The sequence below is a fragment of the Mucilaginibacter endophyticus genome (assembly GCF_003351025.1).
Taxonomy (GTDB): Bacteria; Bacteroidota; Bacteroidia; order Sphingobacteriales; family Sphingobacteriaceae; genus Mucilaginibacter; species Mucilaginibacter endophyticus.
On record NZ_QPCG01000002.1, the window covers coordinates 265,862 to 283,819 of the forward strand.

The following is a 17,958-nucleotide window of genomic DNA, read 5'->3' on the forward strand; positions in this document are numbered from 1 at the left end:
CCAATCGTCAACCATAATAATGGCTCGAAACACATCCGCGAAAAAGAATTATAAATTATAAGATCAATATGCAACCCGATCATACAAAAACAACAAACAGCAAGCCCCCAGGTGTATTTAGCTTGCTCAAACCATATAAAGGGCTTGTAGCGCTATTGCTGCTATTTGCCTTATTGGGCAACAGCATGAACCTTTGGCTGCCTAAAATTATAGCCAATGGTATTGATGCCTACTCAAACCACCATTTTGTGATTAATGAGGTTATGGCTAAATTCCTGACGGCTACATTGGTTGTGTTTTTGTTCGCCGGTTTACAAGCCGTTGTTCAAATCTTCGCCTCTGAAAAAGTAGCCCGTGACCTGCGGCAGCAGCTGGCAGATAAAATATCCCGTCAAACTCATGCTTTTATTGAACAGGCTAACCCTTCAAAATTGTTAACCAATCTTACTTCTGATATTGATTCAATTAAGTTATTTGTATCACAGGCCTTGGTTTCTATTGTATCGTCGCTGTTTATCATTATTGGCTGCAGTGTTATGCTGCTTACCATTAACTGGAGGCTTGCATTGGTTGTGATCACCATTATTCCCATTATCGGTGGTACTTTCTTTTACGTTTTGAAAAATGTGCGCGCCCTGTTTATGAAAAGCCGTGGCGTTATTGATCAGCTTAATAAAGTAATTAACGAGAGTATTCTTGGGGCAGCGCTGATCAGGGTAATTAATTCGCAGCAACTGGAGTATAATAAATTTCTGGCGGCCAACACCGAAGCTAAAGATTATGGCTTGAGGATCCTCGGCTTCTTTGCAGGACTTATCCCAATAGTAACCTTTACAGCCAACATGGCCGCCTTCACGATTTTGGTAATGGGCGGGCATTTCGTGATCAGCGGCAGCATGACCCTTGGTAGCTTCGCAGCTTTCAATAGCTACCTTTCATTATTGATATTCCCTATATTCATTTTAGGGTTTATGAGTAACTTAATAGCCCAGGCCACCGCTTCGTTTACCCGTATAAGTGTTGTTTTAAACTCGCCGGATGTTACCGATGGCGGCCCGCTAAAAGACACTTTACGTGGTGATGTTGAACTGAGGGACGTTACGGTGCGCTACGGGCAAAAAGCAGCATTGAAAAATGTATCGTTTAAAGTCAAGGCCGGTTCAAAAATTGCTATCATCGGGCCTACGTCTGCAGGTAAAACACAATTATTGTATTTACTTACCGGCCTGATCAATGCCACTTTGGGTGAAGTCTTATTTGATGATAAACCACTATCCGAATATGATAGTGAAACCTTTCACCGACAGGTTGGCTTTGTTTTTCAGGACAGCATCATATTCAATATGAGCATTCGTGAAAATATTGCCTTCAGTGATACGGTAACAGATGAATCGCTTCAAAAAGCTATTGAAACGGCAGAATTAAGCGCGTTCATCGATAACCTGCCCGATAAGTTGAGTACTATCGTTTCTGAACGCGGCTCAAGTCTTTCGGGAGGGCAAAAACAACGGATTATGCTGGCAAGGGCACTTGCTGTTAATCCAAAGGTATTGTTGCTTGACGATTTTACCGCGAGGGTTGACAACAACACGGAAAGGAATATCCTTGCAAATATTCAAAAGCATTATCCTGGTTTAACACTAATATCGGTAACCCAAAAGATTGCTTCAGTTGAGCATTATGATCAGATCATTCTATTAATGCAAGGAGAAATTGTAGCTACCGGCGTACATGATGAGCTGATGAAAACCAGTCCGGATTATGTACAGATCTTTAATTCGCAGCAAAGTACCAGCAATTACGAGCAGGGTATCAACCACTAAATATTAAGTTATTACCCGAAAAACTATCAATTACAATGAACTACGATCTTAACCATATAGGTAAAAATCAGCAAAAAACTTCGACACTGGCCGGGTTAAAAAAGCTGTTGCAGCTTATTGCCCATGAAAAGCGCACACTTATTATTGCCTTTTTTGCCATCCTTGTTAACTCAACACTTAACTTGCTGGGTCCGCTTATTATTGGCCATACCATCGATAAATACGTACAGCATAAGGATTTTAACGGCGTTTTGCATAATGCTGCTATTTTGTTTTGCATGTATCTGTTAGCTTTGTTCACCAGTTATAAGCAAACCACATTAATGGGTGGGGTGGGACAAAGGATGTTGTTTACTTTGCGCAACTCTATCTTTAATAAATTACAGCAATTGCCGGTAGCTTTCTTTAATCAAAACAAAGCCGGCGACCTGATATCGAGGGTTAACAACGATACTGATAAGCTTAATCAGTTCTTTTCACAGTCGCTGATGCAGTTTATAGGCAATATTTCCATCATGATTGGCGCCGGTATTTTTTTGTTGGCTATTAATATTGAGCTGGGAGCAGCGGCTTTATGTCCCGCGTTGGTTATCTTGTTTTTAACACTGGTATTATCGCCATGGATAAAAAGAAAGAATGCTGCTAACCTGAAAAGCACAGGTTCGTTGAGCGGAGAGATCCAGGAAAGCATCAATAATTTTAAAGTGATCATCGCTTTTAACCGTCGCGATTATTTCAGGAAGCGGTTTAATATTGCCAATTATGAAAACTATAAAACGGCGGTAGGATCGGGTATTGCCAATAATGTTTTTGTACCGGTTTATGGTTTATTTGCAAGTATGGCCCAGCTTACGGTATTATGCTTTGGTATTTACCTTATTAGTAAAGGCATGTTTTCTGTGGGTTTGCTGGTGAGTTACTTATCGTACGCAACAAACTTTTATAACCCATTAAGGCAACTGGCAGCTCTTTGGACAAACTTCCAGCTGGCCATGGCAGGTTGGGACAGGATTTCGCAGATCTTATCTCTCGAAACTGACCTACCAGTATTACAGGCAGGTGTTAATGAACCTGACGCTGCCCTGCTCGAGTTCAGGCACGTGCATTTTAGCTATGACGAAAGCAGGGAGATCTTGCACAATATCTGCTTTAAGCTTGAGCGTGGTAAAACCTACGCCCTGGTTGGCCCAACCGGTGGCGGCAAAACAACAACAGCTTCATTAATAGCGCGTTTATATGACCCAACTAAAGGTTTGGTGCTGCTTGACGGAAAAGATATCCGCAGTTTTACAGCCGAAGAACGCAGCCGAAAAATAGGTTTTATTTTGCAGGAACCATTCCTGTTTACCGGCACGGTGAGGGATAATATCCTTTACGGCAATGAGCTGTTTAGAGATCATACCAATGAGGAAATGGAACAGGTGATCAGGGATGCAAACCTGGGTAGCCTGCTGGCAATTTTTGAAGAAGGACTGGAAACCAAAGTCTTATCAGGGGGTGATAGTATCAGCTTAGGCCAAAAACAATTGATTGCCTTTATGCGAGCCGTTTTACGTAATCCGGAAATATTGATCCTCGATGAAGCCACAGCCAACATTGATACCATTACCGAAAAGTTATTGAGCGACATTTTAGATAACCTGCCTGAAACTACCACTCGGGTAATTATAGCGCACCGTTTAAATACAATTGAAAATGCGGATGAAATTTTCTTTGTAAACTCGGGCGAGGTGATCAGAGCCGGATCATTTGATGACGCTATGGATCTGTTACTACAGGGAAAAAGGGTTAGTTGATCTTTTATTGTTAAATGCCTGGGCAACTATAAAATAAATAATAGCTGATATCATGAATGAGGTTGAAAGGGCGATTTCAAAATTGATTCGGAAATGAAGAATATCGGCGTTGATTTGTTCGGTATACCAGTGAAAGATATACCTGAGGCCAAACAGACAGCAGTAATCCCCGGTAAATAAAAATGCAATTTCGGAGGAGATATATAAAAGCAGGGCATCCAAAAGATTACTAATACTGTCAGTTATATGATTTAAAAGCAATATGAGTAAATAATAGGCCACTACAGTACCGAATGCAAGCATGGACGATATCAGACAAAAAAGATCAGTTGTTTGTCTGCCATGGGTTAAATAAATTCTGATAATAACGTTGGAAATTATTACGAAGGATATCCCATATATCAGAAACTTACCCCATTTTTTTATCCGGGTGCGATAAATCATTTTAATTTAGGTTGATAAATTACGAACTTATAAAATAGTTGTCCGATTAACACTAAATAATTGCTAAATTATTTTTACCATTGCATATAAACTTAATCTAAGTTATGCATAAGTATAGCGGCGAAACGCGCATTTTAGTAGCAACAGATTGTATCATATTCGGATTTGACGGGGCTAATATCAAATTATTACTTGTACAGCGTGGCCTTGAGCCCGAAATACACAAGTGGAGCCTCATAGGTGGCTTTATAAAACCCACCGAATCGCCGGAAGATGCCGCAAATCGTGTACTTGAGTTGCGTACAGGGCTTAAGAACGTTTATATGGAGCAATTCCAGGTATTTGGTAAGCCGGAACGTGACCCGGTAGAAAGAACGCTTTCGGTCGCCTATTTCGCGCTAATTGATATTCATAAATATGAAGCTCAGTTAAGTGAGGAATATCATCCCGAATGGTTTTTACTGGATGAAATGCCCGACCTGATATTTGACCACAACGAAATGGTACGCATGGCTAAAAGACAACTGCGTTACAAAGCAGCACTTCACCCTATATTATTTCAGTTACTACCCGAAAAATTCACCATTCCGCAATTACAAGCCCTTTATGAAGGTGTTTATCAAACAAAGTTTGATGACAGGAACTTTAGTCGCAAGCTGCTTTCAACCGGTTTACTGGTAAAACTCCCGGAAAAAGATAAGCTTTCGTCAAAAAAAGGGGCGTTTTATTACAAACTTGATCAATCGCATTACGAAGAAAACTTTGAAAAGTTCCTGAACCTGGTACCTAACCCGGATAAGTTTTTTTAAACCTGCTTTTGTTTTTAAAATTACCAGCTTAAGTTAAAGGTTTTTGTACTTTTAAAGGGCGGTTTAACGCGCCAGCCAAATTCAACTAAAAACCTTTGAGCAGGATATCTTTTTTGCGATCATTAAGCCTCGCGCTTATTTTTATATGTTTTGCTATTTATACCCGAGCACAAGGTTCAAACCAGGGCACGGAGTTTTACACCGCATATATTGACCACGTTGATGGTGCAGCCGGCAATCCCGGTGCCCTGGGCAGGGACAGTCAAATGGAGCTTTACATAACATCTGATGTAAACACCGCTGTCACGGTAGAGGTTGAGGATGGAAGCTTTGCAAGCACTTACCAGGTTAAAGCTAAGGATATCTTAACTGTAAATATTCCTCCAGGAGCTTTTATAGGAAATCAGGGGCAATTTTTAAAGGGGATCCATGTCACATCGTTTAAACCCATAGCGGTTTATGCGCATATTTTTGCCGAAAATGTATCTGGCGCCACTTTGTTGCTCCCGGTTAATACTCTTGGTAAGGATTATCTCTCTATTAACTATCAGCAAGTATCAAACTCAAATAACGGCACAAAAAACACAGAAGGAGTGCCCTCTTACTCAACCTTCGCAGTTATTGCAACTGAAGATAATACCACCGTTGAGATAACGCCCTCGCAGCCGCTCTTAAATGGCATCCCGGCAAATCAGCCATTTACAATAACTTTAAAAAAAGGAGAAGTATACCAGGGGCTATCCGCTACAGATTTAACCGGCACCCGTATCCGCTCAATTGTGAGCGCTACCGGAGCCTGTAAAAAGATTGCCGTTTTTTCGGGCAGTTCAAAAATAAGTATTGGATGCCAGGGCGATAAAGGATCGTCGGATAATCTTTTTCAGCAGGTTTACCCTTTGGCGGTTTGGGGTAAAAATTATATAACCTCGCCATTGAAAGGGCGTAATTATGATATCATAAGAATAGTACTCAGTTCACCAGATGCAAATGTCACCGTAAACGGAGCGCCAGCACGAGGAGGATTAATCAATGGCCTATATTATGAGTTTACCTCAACCACGCCCAATATTATTACTTCCGATAAGCCAATCCAGGTAGTTCAATACGCGGTTACTCAAGGGGAGGCTTTAAATTGCCAGCTCACATCTAATGATACCGGCGACCCCGAAATGATATATTTAACGCCTATTGAGCAAACACTTGATCATGTTACATTAAACTCTACAGGCAACTATCGGATCATTGATAATTACATTAACGTAATTATTAAAACCGCAGCGGTACCAACGTTTTCGCTTGATGGGGTACCTTATACCCAGTTTTCGCCGGTGCCTAATAGTATTTATTCTTACGCGCAAATTAGTGTCAATGCCGGGGTACACAATATCAGAGCGTCAGATGGTTTTAATGCAATAGCTTATGGGTTTGGCAAGCTGGAATCTTATGGATATGCCGCCGGTACAAACCTTAAAAACCTGAACGAATTTATAGCCTTACGAAATTCTGCTGATAATACAATACAGACAAATGGCTGTGCCGATACGCATTATAAGCTGCAGTTGACATTGCCTTTTCAAACCAATAAAATAACTTGGGATCTAAAAAATGGTAGTCCGGCACTTGTTATGAATAACCCGGTGCCAACGGGTTCAATAGTAAAAGATTCAAAAGTGCTGTATACTTATGAATATCCTGGAGATGAAGTTTACAGCGATGGTGACTATAGTGTTGTGGCCACTGTATTTAATCCTATTGCCGATGAATGTGGTACGAATGAAGATATAGAATTTGACTTTAATATCTCAGCTTCACCGATTGTTAAATTCACTTTTGCTGATCCCTGTTTGGGTAGCGACGTCCAGTTTACGGATCAGTCAACATCCGGTACCCGGCAAATTAAAAGCTGGAAATGGGACTTTGGAGATGGCTTGACCGATGTAGTACAGAACCCCAAACATAAATACGCCCAACCTGGGGACTATATGGTGTCATTGTTTATTACTAACGAAAACGGCTGCGGCGAGGCATCAGATCCTATAAAAGTACACATATCGGCACCTCCGGTTGCTTCATTTAGCTATTCGTCACCAAATTGCGTTGGGCAGGATATTACTTTTACAGACAACTCTACAACAGCCGAGGGAGATATTGTTAGCTGGCAATGGGATTTTAATGATGACACTCCGGTTGAAACCCTTACAAGCAAAAATCCGTTTAACCACACGTATAGCAAACCGGGCAATTATTTGGCTAAACTAACTGTTACCAATAGTAATGGTTGTACAAGTAATATAGCCCAGTTGCCTGTTAACGTTTATCCTGTGCCAGTAGTTGATTTTTTATTGCCGGAAGCCTGTGAAGAGGACTTTGCTCAGTTTACTGATCAAAGCACGATTGCCGATGCCACAGAAGCTGACTTTGCTTACGAATGGAACTTCGGCGATCCAAACGCAACAGCAGGCAACGCCAATATTTCGCACGAGAAAAACCCTAAGCATCATTTCTTAGCCGGCAATTACCAGGTTACACTTAAGGTTACTTCCAAATATGGATGTTCTTTTACATCGGCTCCAAAATCACTAACAATTAATGGGAGCAAGCCTAAGGCTGGTATAGTTGTTCAGAACCCGGCAAGTTTGTGCAGCGCCCAGGAGGTGTTTTTTGAAAATCAGTCCTCTGTTAATTTTGGTGCAATTACCCGGCTCGAGGTTACTTATGACAGCAGCGATCCTTCAACCACGGTAGTCTATGATCACCCTGCATTTGGGTTGCAGCTGAGGCACAAATATCCTTCGTTTACTACAGGGGCCCGTGTTGTTACTTTAAAAGCAGTAGCATATTCGGGCGCGTTATGTTCTGACCCTATAGAACTCCCCGTTAATTTGAAGGCATCACCTCTGGTGACTTTTGATCCGGTCCCTGTTCTTTGTATCGAATCGCAACCATACCAGTTAATACCAAAACCTGATGGGCCTGTAGGAGTAGGGGTATTTTCAGGAACGGGTATTAGTGCCGATGGTATATTTAACCCGGCTGTTTCAGGCGCCGGAACATTTGATATCCGGTATATTTATACAGCTGCAAACGCTTGCGCAGATACGGTTCTTCAGCAAATTAAGGTTGATCCGTCACCTTTGGTTTCATTAGGCCCGGATTTCACCATGCTTGAAGGAACCAAGCGTGTTTTAAAACCGATTGTAAACAATGACAATTTAACCTATAAATGGACGCCGGCAACAGGGCTTGATCATGACGATATAGCTACCCCGGTGGCAAGTCCTGCGCAGGATGTTACTTACCAACTGGTAGTTACCTCGGCTCACGGATGTAAGGCAATGGCCAGTGTATCGGTAAAGGTTTTGAAGTTTTTAGTTATTCCCAATACGTTTACTCCCAATGGTGATGGGGTGAATGATTTTTGGAATGTTAAATATTTGGAAAGTTATCCAAATAATAAAGTTGACGTATACAACAGATACGGAGAAAAGGTATATTCGTCAATTGGTTATAGCATACCTTGGGATGGCAAATACAACGGTTCATATTTGCCTCCGGGAACTTATTATTATATTATTAACCCAAAAAATGGCCGCGAGGTTATTGCAGGTAATGTGACCATTATCAGATAAAAATGAAGCGAATTTTATATACTTTAGTAATTATTGCCACGGCAGCTCAGTTAGTAAAAGCTCAGCAACGACCGCAGTACACTCAATACGTATTCAACAACTACCTTTTAAATCCTGCATTAAGTGGTATAGAAAACTACACCGATGTAAAGTTGGGTTACCGGAGCCAGTGGACCGGCCTTGAAGGGGCGCCTGTAACTTCTTATGTTTCGGTGAATGCACCTATTGGCAACAGGTTTTTACAGGGTGATGCTACCGCGTTTCCAGCCGGCGGCGGTTTAAACCCTTCAAGCAGGTCATACACTCAAAATTATATGGCTGCCGAGCCACATCATGGTATTGGTTTAATGGTAGTATCTGATAAAACAGGCCCCATAACACAAACCAATATTGATGCTACTTATGCTTATCACCTTGGCCTAACCGAAACATTGAATTTAGCTGTAGGTGTATCGGCCGGCGTTAGTCATAATGTGATTGATGTAAGTAAACTTACTTATGTTGATCCTAACGACCCTACTATCAACAACATTACAGGCTCACAATGGAAACCCGATTTAGGGGTGGGAGTATGGGCATATTCGTCAAACTACTTCTTCGGAGCGTCTGTACAGCAGATCTTGCCACAAAATTTATATGTAACCACATCTACAACAGCCGTTCAAAATAAAACCGTACCACATTATTTTGTGACCGGCGGTGTCAAACTTTTTGTATCTGATGATATTACATTGATGCCTTCGGCTTTGCTGAAATTTATAGCTCCTGTACCGGTAACTTTTGATGTGAATATGAAAATGTCATTCCGTGATAAATTCTGGATTGGTGGTTCATATCGCCGTAACGACTCATATGCTGCATTGGTTGGTTTTAACTTGAGTTCATTGATCAATGTTGGCTACTCTTATGATTTTACGACATCGGCCTTAAATACAGTAAGTCATGGTTCGCATGAAATTGTATTAGGTATCCTGCTTAACAATCGGTATAAAGTAACCTGCCCTCAGCATACTTTTTAATTTTTAAAATCGTTTTTAAGCTATACACTTAATTGCCTTTACCAAAGCAAATTGTGTACACCAATGTGGTGTTGCTATTTGGATGTAAATTGGTGCGGATGCTTCTTTCCTAATTAACAAAAACTGTTTGGCGATTATGTTGGAATTTAATGAATTAAGTTTCTTAAAAAGATAAAAATTAAAACAATAAGATCGCTCCATAGGTTTATTTAATAACAACTAAAATTAAAACCTATGAATACCAATAATGAGAACTGGGATAACCAGAACAGCAACCACAACAATTTTGAGAATAATACCAATTCATTTTCTGTGAATGGTGACGAAGCTTATGCTAACCGAAATCTTAAAAGCGATGATGATGAGGCGGATGATATAGTAGATTATGACGGAAAACCTGAGGTAGAAAATCCTGAGAAAGAAAAGGTAGGGACTCATAGTCAATCTGAGGTTAATCAACCCAATAAAAGTGCGGACACATCATTTAGTGAACAAACAGACGTAACACCACCGAATAAAAAAGAATTTCCTTCAGTGGGTCCGGCTAAAACCGATTTTGAAAGCCGCCCGCAGGGCCGCACAACCGGACGCATGGTAGGCCATGAACCCGGAACCGAAGGGATTTAGGAATAGGAGGAAATAATCATGAGTGATTATCGAGACGATCATTCTGCCTCAAGGCAAGGTAACATTAAAGAGACAAGGGAAAGTGGCATAACCGGCAGTGATAACAATACCACCCGGATCAATCCCTGTCTCGAAACAAAAGGTCCTCAAAAAATGAACTTTAGAGTTTTACATGAGGATGGTAGCCTGGCAGATCTTCCAGATCAGAATGTTGAAGGCGCCGGTGTCGGAGATGGCACCATAGGTCGTTAAAAAGAAAAAGGTGGCTGATATGGCCACCTTTCTTTTTATGCTGATGTTTATACTATTAGGTAGTATAACCCAGAATTTTTAGTACCTGTTTACTGTTTTGCTCTTCGCCAAATACTTCAAAGTTGAAAGTTTCATCCCTGTTACGGCGAATGATCACGTGCTTAGGTGATGGTAGCAAACAATGGTGAATACCGCCATAGCCGCTTAATACCTCCTGATAAGCTCCTGTATTAAAGAAACCTAAATACTGTACCTTACGGGTTTTAGGCATAAATACGCTGTTCATGTGCGCTTCCTGGTTGTAATAATCCTGACCATCGCAGGTGATGCCGCCAAGGTTTACACGCTCATATTCCGAATCCCAGTTGTTAACCGGCAACAGAATGTACTTTTGATTTAATGCCCAAACATCGGGAAGGTTAGTGATGAATGAACCATCAAGCATCAACCAGCGTTCGCGATCATTTTGTTGCTTGCGGCCTAATACTTTGTAAAGGATACCTGAAGCTTCAGCCACAGTATACTTACCAAATTCGGTAATGATATCCGGTTCCATGGTATCATGCTCGGCACAAATTTCTTTGATACGGCTTACAATCTCGTTGATCATGTATTCATAATCAAAATCGAAAACCAGCGAATCTTTAAATGGCATACCACCACCAATATCAAGCGTATCCAAATGCGGATTTACTTTCTTGAATTTACAGTAAAGCGTTACATATTTCTCCAGCTCGTTCCAGTAGTATGGTGTATCTGAAATACCCGAGTTAATGAAGAAGTGTAACAGTTTAACCTGGAAGTTGGGGTTGTCCTCAATTTTATTATGATAAAAATCAATAACATCTTCCATACGTACACCTAAACGCGAAGTATAAAACTGAGAATCAGGCTGCTCTTCGGCCGCTATACGGATACCCAGGTTACAAGGAGTATCCATCTCAATTTCGTCGTCGTAAAGGTTAAATTCTTCTTTATTATCCAATACAGGGATGATGTTCTTGAAGCCATCATGCAGCATGTCGATAATATATGTTTTGTATTGGAAGGTTTTAAAACCGTTACATATTACGGTAATATCCTTTGTTACGGTGCCTTTTTTCTCTAATGCGTCAATCATTGGCATATCAAAAGCCGATGATGTTTCCAGGTGGATTTCGTTTTTCAGGGCTTCTTCAACAATATGCCTGAAATGCGAGCTCTTGGTGCAATAGCAGTATTTATAGCTGCCGCGATAATTGTTTTTGATGATAGCCTGTTGAAACAACAACTTGGCCTGCTGGATCTTTTTAGAGATCAAAGGCAGATAAGTAAAGCGTAGGGGGGTACCATACGTTTCAATCATCTCCATCAAATTTAGGTCCTGAAAGTATAGCTCATCGTCGATGATCTCAAAACCATCCTGTGGAAAGCCTACACTTAAATCAAGAAATTCCTGGTAACTCTGCATCCTTTAAAATTTTGGGGCAAAAATGTAATTTTTAAACGGAATATCTTGCTATTTGTTAGGATTAATTTTATTGACAGAATGTAATGTTTTTGCAGCAAAAGAGAGCTTGCTCATTAGCCACTGTTACACAGTACGTTGCATTCGATAATCCATAGAAATTTTCGATAATAATGAAACTATAATATAGCTCATTAGGAGGGTATATAATCACTAAAAATACCGGCAGGCGCGACTATGCCACCGCAGCCTCTTTATTGTATTTATTTCGGTAATCAATTGGCGATAATCCAGTGATTTTTTTGAAAACCGTACGGAACGCTTTGGCATCGGTATAACCAACATCATACATTACTTCGTTGACGTTTTTCGGGGTGCTTTCCAGTTGCTTTTTTGCGGCTTCAATCTTCACTCGTTGAATATATTCAACCGGCGTATTGTTGGTGGCTTTCTTAAACCGGCGTTCAAAGTGCCTGCGGCCTATGGCATATTTCGAAGAAAGGTCTTCAACCGAAATTTTCTCCGTTACATTATTTTCGATGTATTCTTGAGCTTGCTTAATCGGATCATCCTCATGCTTCTTTTGCCCGGTGAACATTGCAAAAGGCGACTGACTTTTCCGGTCTATTTCCAGTGCATAGATCTTGGCTGCCATAATAGCTATATCCCTGCCGGCATACTTCTCTATTAACAATAGTAACAAACTCCAGTAAGATGTAGCGCCTCCACTTGAATATAAGCCTTGCTGTTCGGTAACAATGCGTCCGTCAACCAGTGTTACTTCCGGGAACATGCTTCTAAACTTATCTGCTGTGATCCAGTGGCTGGAACATTCTTTACCATTTAATAACCCAGTAGAGGCCAGTATAAACGAGCCGATACACAAACTAACTATTTCAGCGCCGTTTTTGTATTGATTGATGATCCATGGTACAAACTCCTGATTTATCTTTACTGCATTGTCCAGATCGCCGCTTATAGCCGGGATGATCACCATGTCGGTTTTTCCCAATTCACTCATCAAAAGATCGGGGTGAACCGAGAACATGCCACCATGCACTTTAACCTCTTTGGCAAGACCAACCATGTGCACATCAAAAACCGGCTGCCTGCCCACGGATTGTAAAAAGTCATTGGCTCCGGTAAAGATAGTCCGGGCATCTACAATACTGGCCAAAACCGCCTCATTAGGTATCAGGATAGCTACATGTTTCATGCTTGGTAATTGAATAATTGGTTATATTGGATAAAGATAGTAAACGTCAAAGTCGCAATCAACCCCTTAATAAGTCCTTTTTGCACATTACGTGGCTTTATGCCCAGCGATAACTTTGTACCGTAAACAAATCAGCAATCACACAAAAAACAATATCAACATGAAACCAAAAACAATTAAAATCCTGTACTGGATCTTCACTACTCTTTTTCTATTGGCAATGCTTGGCGACGCTTATGGCGGCATTACCATGCAGCAGGCGGGCAAAGATTCATTAGCAAAACTGGGATATCCTATGTACCTGCTGGTAATTATGGGATCGGCAAAAATAGCGGGTGTGCTGGCCATTGCACAAACCAAATACAAGGTTTTTAAAGAATGGGCTTATTCCGGCTTTACCATCAGTTTTATCGGCGCGTTTTTATCATGGTATGCAATTGGGGCCGGAGGTGCAATGCTTGTCCCGCCCGTAGTGATGTTAATCGTCATGTTCTTTACCTATTACTTATGGAAAAAATACGAGCAGGTAAAAGATCTTAATGTAACCAATACCAGGCTTGCAGGCAATACCGAACTCGCTTAATAATGCACCATTTTCTTAACCCCGGGTTTATCTGTTAAACCCGGTTTGCTTGTTTAATATTATGCGTAAACTGACAGTATCCCTGAATATAACACTGGATGGCTTTGTGGCAGCGGAAGATGAGGGGCTTGACTGGCACTCACCCTACTGGTCTGATGAAATAGCCGAAACTACTGCTGAGTTGTTAAGTAAGGCGGATACAATCTTATTGGGTAAAAATACCTACCAGGCTATGGCCGCATATTGGCCCTTTCAGGCTAAAAGCATGAATTTCCCACGTACAGATATAGCTTATGCCGATATGATGAATACCTATCAAAAAGTGGTAATATCTTCAACAATGAACGCTGCGTGGTGGAATAATTCGCTACTGCTGAAAGGTGATCTGAAACAAGTTATAGGGAAACTGAAAAAGCAAAACGGCCGCGATATCCTAACTTACGGAAGCATTAGCGTTGTTAAAAAGCTGGCGGCGGTTAATTTAATTGATGAATACCAGCTTTGGGTACACCCGGTAATTTTAGGTAATGGCCGGCCGCTCTTTAATGGGCTGAAAAGCTCATTACCTTTAAAATTGTTGTCGCAAAAGGTTTTTTCGTCAGGTGTGATTTTGATGGTTTATCAATCGCCTAATTGATTAGCAGGGATTAGTAAACAAGATGAATTCATAGGAAGCCTTTTACTACTGACACACTGTTGTCAATAGCCATTAGCACATTTGTGTGAATAAATATAATGTGCTATGAATAGGGCCGACAGGTTGCTCAGGGTATTGGTGTTACTGCAAACCAGGGATGTGGTTTCCATTGAGCTATTGAAAGCACAATTTCATATCAGCACGCGCACCGCCTATCAGGACCTTGAGGCACTAAAACAACTAAAAATAACAGTAACATTTGAGCCAGAAAAAGGCTGTTTTGTTTTAGTTGGAAGCTGTCCATCACCTGGCAACAACAGCGAAATTCTTTCTCAGCCAATGATGATTATCCCACCCGTTATAAAAAATGAGGTTTTGTCTGTTATTTTCCGTCAGTTTAATAATGATCCTCAAAACTCATCATCGTAGTTTACCTTTCCATTGCTCAGTCGCACATAATCTACCGCTCCGGTGCCCTGAAAGCGATAAACAATTCCGATTATTTTGGCCCGGCCAATACCTTTATCTACCGTGTAAACCTGCTTGTTATCAATAAAAATTTGCGCCTTGCCATTGTGGGATACTATTTTGAGCAGTACATATTTCTCAAAATCAACCCCAAAGGCAGAGAGATCGTGCTTCTTGCCCGACACTTCATACCCGGCAAAGTACATATCCAGATCGGATACACAACCTTTAGCACTTAAAGGGATCCAAATAGCCGTGCCTTTGCACAGAATATAAATAGTGCTTGAGCGACAGGCAGCCGCGCCTTCGTTATAGTTGTTTTTTACCGATGTTTCAAAAGTGAAGTCATCGCTGTAGACCTCTCCAAAATCTCTCACATTGGTATAAACCACATAAGGAGGGGTAGGCTGCATGGGGATATTCCGCTCCTTGATCTTTTCAGGCGACAAGGAAAGCTTGCCATCTGCCATTGCATCCTTTTTTTCATAATAAACGGGCACCGGCTGCTTTTCAACAACAGGCAGCCACCCATTTGATTCAACAAACAATTCATGCTGTTTTACAATTTTACCGCCTACAATGAGCTTGGCGTAATAAAAATCCGGGAAGTAATAGATAGAGGTATGCTGATGGTCATTTTTAGAAACATTAACCCGCAAATGCCTGTCCCATGATTGCTGGATAGCAACTGAATCGTAAGGAGATTTAGTCGCGTCAAAATCAAACACCACCGAATTAGGCAAACCCGAAGTAATCACTTTTTTACTGTTGAACTTGTAATCCTTAGCCACTATCGGCGGCACAGGGCGCTCGGTGCGCGAAGCTATGATCACAACCAATAAAATTCCCATTAAGGTTAAAACACCCAATGCATAGGGCAGAGACCTGAATGTTTTTTTTACCGGTTGTGGTTTAGATTTTTGTTGTTTGCCCGGTTTGTCAACCGGAACAAATTGAGTGCTGAAAGCCCTAAAGTTTTCATAACCTAAAAATTGAACCAGGGTATCCATAGTGTAAGTATTTGGCAGACTGTCATATTTAACTTTGCCCCAGATGCGCTTCAGCGTAACATGACTTATAGACGCGCCTGTCTTCTCGCGGATCTTTTCGCTTAGGTTTATAAAATCCTGGTTTTTCCAGTTTGTGCTGTCACCCCAGCCGGTGAAAGTCTCGTATTGTTTTATCAGTTCGGTAATCAATAACTCTTGTGCGGGCATATCCATTGGTCAAAAATAGCCGGTAAACAGGTTCAAATACTATTTGTACAGGCTTGTACCAACTTGTACAAGCTGTGAATTGCGATAGCCTTACAGGCAAACTAATTTTATCAGCAATTCAAAATATTTAAACCTAAATATACCATAACCTAACCAACAATGAAACAAGTATTAAGCAGGAGTAGCGCATATATTTACGCAACGGTAATGTTTATATTCGGCATTCAGCATTTTATATATGCCGATTTTGTGGCAACCCTTGTGCCCAGCTGGATTCCTTTCCACCTGTTTTGGGTGTATTTTACCGCCGTGGCGCTAATAGCTGCAGCCGTAAGTATCTATGTTAATTTATATGCTCAATGGGGCTGTTTTTTGCTGGGATGTATGATATGGGTATTTATATTAACCATACATATCCCATTGCTTGTCAACAGTCATTTTGATGCGGGTAAAATAACCAATGCCATGAAAGATACCGGGCTTGCATCGTGTGCCTTTATACTGGCGGCGATATATGAACGGGAGGGTTAATTAATACCGAAATAACATGTAACATAAATGTGTTTGCTGTAGTCTCTTTACTATGAATCTGCACATTATGAAATTGAATTTAAAATACGCTTTTCTGTTAGCGATGTTTGCTTTTGGTACAGGTAAAGCATTTAGCCAGCAAAGCAAGGTTGCTAATATTGATACCCTAATTCAAAGGGCAAACAGGTTAGGCTTGTTTAGTGGTAATGTTTTAGTTACCGATCATGGAAAAGTTATTTATAAAACAGCTATCGGATATGCCGATGCTGCCAAAACAACAAAGCTTACAGATCAGTACCGCTTTCACATCGGGTCGATAGCGAAAGAGTTTAACGCTGTTGGTATCATGATGCTTGAAGAACAAGGTAAGTTAAGCCTTGATGATAAAGTATCTAAATACCTGCCCCAATTGCCTGCATGGGCAAGTAAGATCAGGATCATTAACCTATTACAGTACACCAGTGGCTTACCCGATGTGAAATGGAAAACGGCAAAGAACGACGCCGATAATATGGCCGATTTAATAAAGATTGATTCGCTTGATTTTGAGCCAGGTAAAAAGTATGCCTATAATAATAACAATGTTTTTCTGCAGCGACGCATTATCGAGAAAATAACGGGCCTCAGCTTTAAACAATTTGTTGAGGATTGTGAATTGAAACCTGCTGGCATGAATACGGCTATTGTTGACCCTATCGAAAACGACAAGCTTATCGCACGGTCATTTAACAATGACGGCAAGACCGACGACCTTATTTACCCTATATCTGGCTGGACGGCTGTAACGCTTGACGATTTCTACGCATGGGCAAACGCGATAGCAAAATTTAAACTGATAAGTCCCGTTGCTACCCGAGAGATCATTAACGGAGTAACCCCTGGAAGGCAGTCGGGCCTTGGCGGAGGCAGCATGGATGGTGATAAAATGATTAGCCACGTTCATGATGGCACCTCGTTAAATTATCAGGCTTTATTGGTAAGTAAGGTACCTGAAGGTATTACCATTATTTTGATGACTAACAATAAGCAGGGAAACTTGTATTCGATCGAAAAATCCATTGAGGCTATTTTAGAGGGTAAACCTTATGCCCAGGTGAAGAGATCGTTCCTGGATACATTTAGCGCAAAGCTGGATTTAATGAGTGGCGAGCAAATCGTCAATTTCTATAAGGACCTCAAAACCAAACACGGTGACGAATACAGCTTTGACGATGAAAGCATTTTAAACGAAACCGGCTATTATTTAATGAGTAAAAAAAAGCTGGCCGATGCCGTTCGGGTTTTTGAGTATAATACCCAACTATTCCCAAAATCGGGCAATGTGTTTGATAGCCTCGGTGAAGCATATTACAATCAGGGTAATAAATCATTAGCGTTGCTGAATTATAAAAAGTCGTTACAGCTTGATCCGGCAAATGATAACGCCAAAAAATTCATAGCCGAATTGGATAAATAGGGGA

The 17,958-nt window shown here is 41.0% G+C and carries 15 protein-coding genes; 12 read left to right on the forward strand and 3 right to left on the reverse strand.

Annotation, left to right across the window (positions count from 1 at the left end; all coding sequences use genetic code 11):
• Positions 1 to 68 precede the first annotated feature (68 nt).
• The 7 genes from DUL71_RS08590 to DUL71_RS08625 all read left to right on the forward strand — a co-directional run bounded on the left by DUL71_RS08590 (position 69) and on the right by DUL71_RS08625 (position 10,399).
• Entirely contained in the window at positions 69 to 1,823 is a 1,755-nt protein-coding gene (locus DUL71_RS08590; protein ID WP_114937716.1) for an ABC transporter ATP-binding protein, read from the forward strand.
• Between the two features lie 35 nt (positions 1,824 to 1,858).
• On the forward strand, positions 1,859 to 3,619 hold the full coding sequence (locus DUL71_RS08595; RefSeq protein WP_114937717.1) for an ABC transporter ATP-binding protein: 1,761 nt from the start codon (positions 1,859 to 1,861) through the stop codon (positions 3,617 to 3,619).
• A gap of 548 nt (positions 3,620 to 4,167) precedes the next feature.
• A complete protein-coding gene (locus tag DUL71_RS08605; protein WP_114937719.1) occupies positions 4,168 to 4,872 on the forward strand; it encodes an NUDIX hydrolase in 705 nt (234 codons plus the stop codon).
• A 95-nt stretch (positions 4,873 to 4,967) separates the two neighbouring features.
• Positions 4,968 to 8,501, forward strand: a complete 3,534-nt coding sequence (locus DUL71_RS08610) for a PKD domain-containing protein (protein ID WP_154402346.1) — start codon at positions 4,968 to 4,970, stop codon at positions 8,499 to 8,501.
• 2 nt (positions 8,502 to 8,503) lie between these two features.
• Positions 8,504 to 9,520 (forward strand): PorP/SprF family type IX secretion system membrane protein, encoded by a 1,017-nt coding sequence (locus tag DUL71_RS08615; protein ID WP_114937721.1) that lies wholly within the window; start codon positions 8,504 to 8,506, stop codon positions 9,518 to 9,520.
• Between the two features lie 234 nt (positions 9,521 to 9,754).
• On the forward strand, positions 9,755 to 10,147 hold the full coding sequence (locus DUL71_RS08620; RefSeq protein ID WP_114937722.1) for a hypothetical protein: 393 nt from the start codon (positions 9,755 to 9,757) through the stop codon (positions 10,145 to 10,147).
• A gap of 18 nt (positions 10,148 to 10,165) precedes the next feature.
• Positions 10,166 to 10,399 carry a hypothetical protein gene (locus DUL71_RS08625; RefSeq protein WP_114937723.1) on the forward strand — a complete coding sequence of 78 codons (234 nt, stop codon included), beginning with the start codon at positions 10,166 to 10,168 and terminating at the stop codon, positions 10,397 to 10,399.
• Positions 10,400 to 10,454: 55 nt separating this feature from the next.
• Here DUL71_RS08625 and DUL71_RS08630 read toward each other — a convergent pair whose 3' ends face one another.
• The gene (locus tag DUL71_RS08630) at positions 10,455 to 11,849 is read right to left on the reverse strand and encodes an arginine decarboxylase (protein ID WP_091206294.1); all 1,395 of its coding nucleotides are present in this window, start codon (positions 11,847 to 11,849) and stop codon (positions 10,455 to 10,457) included.
• A gap of 232 nt (positions 11,850 to 12,081) precedes the next feature.
• Positions 12,082 to 13,062, reverse strand: a complete 981-nt coding sequence (locus DUL71_RS08635; protein ID WP_114937724.1) for a GlxA family transcriptional regulator — start codon at positions 13,060 to 13,062, stop codon at positions 12,082 to 12,084.
• A gap of 160 nt (positions 13,063 to 13,222) precedes the next feature.
• On the opposite strand from DUL71_RS08635, the gene DUL71_RS08640 reads away from it, so the two are divergent.
• The 3 genes from DUL71_RS08640 to DUL71_RS08650 all read left to right on the forward strand — a co-directional run bounded on the left by DUL71_RS08640 (position 13,223) and on the right by DUL71_RS08650 (position 14,711).
• Positions 13,223 to 13,645: a DoxX family protein gene (locus DUL71_RS08640; RefSeq protein WP_114938505.1), complete on the forward strand. Its 423-nt coding sequence runs from the start codon at positions 13,223 to 13,225 to the stop codon at positions 13,643 to 13,645.
• 61 nt (positions 13,646 to 13,706) lie between these two features.
• Positions 13,707 to 14,282, forward strand: coding sequence for a dihydrofolate reductase family protein (locus DUL71_RS08645; protein ID WP_114937725.1), 576 nt, complete (start codon positions 13,707 to 13,709; stop codon positions 14,280 to 14,282).
• Between the two features lie 105 nt (positions 14,283 to 14,387).
• The gene (locus DUL71_RS08650; RefSeq protein WP_114937726.1) at positions 14,388 to 14,711 is read left to right on the forward strand and encodes an HTH domain-containing protein; all 324 of its coding nucleotides are present in this window, start codon (positions 14,388 to 14,390) and stop codon (positions 14,709 to 14,711) included.
• On the opposite strand, the gene DUL71_RS08655 is transcribed toward DUL71_RS08650, so the two are convergent.
• On the reverse strand, positions 14,693 to 15,967 hold the full coding sequence (locus DUL71_RS08655; protein ID WP_154402347.1) for a hypothetical protein: 1,275 nt from the start codon (positions 15,965 to 15,967) through the stop codon (positions 14,693 to 14,695). The two genes, DUL71_RS08650 and DUL71_RS08655, sit on opposite strands and share 19 nt — an antisense overlap.
• A gap of 159 nt (positions 15,968 to 16,126) precedes the next feature.
• On the opposite strand from DUL71_RS08655, the gene DUL71_RS08660 reads away from it, so the two are divergent.
• Positions 16,127 to 16,498 carry a DoxX family protein gene (locus DUL71_RS08660; protein ID WP_114937728.1) on the forward strand — a complete coding sequence of 124 codons (372 nt, stop codon included), beginning with the start codon at positions 16,127 to 16,129 and terminating at the stop codon, positions 16,496 to 16,498.
• 67 nt (positions 16,499 to 16,565) lie between these two features.
• Positions 16,566 to 17,954, forward strand: a complete 1,389-nt coding sequence (locus DUL71_RS08665) for a serine hydrolase domain-containing protein (protein WP_114937729.1) — start codon at positions 16,566 to 16,568, stop codon at positions 17,952 to 17,954.
• Positions 17,955 to 17,958 lie beyond the last annotated feature (4 nt).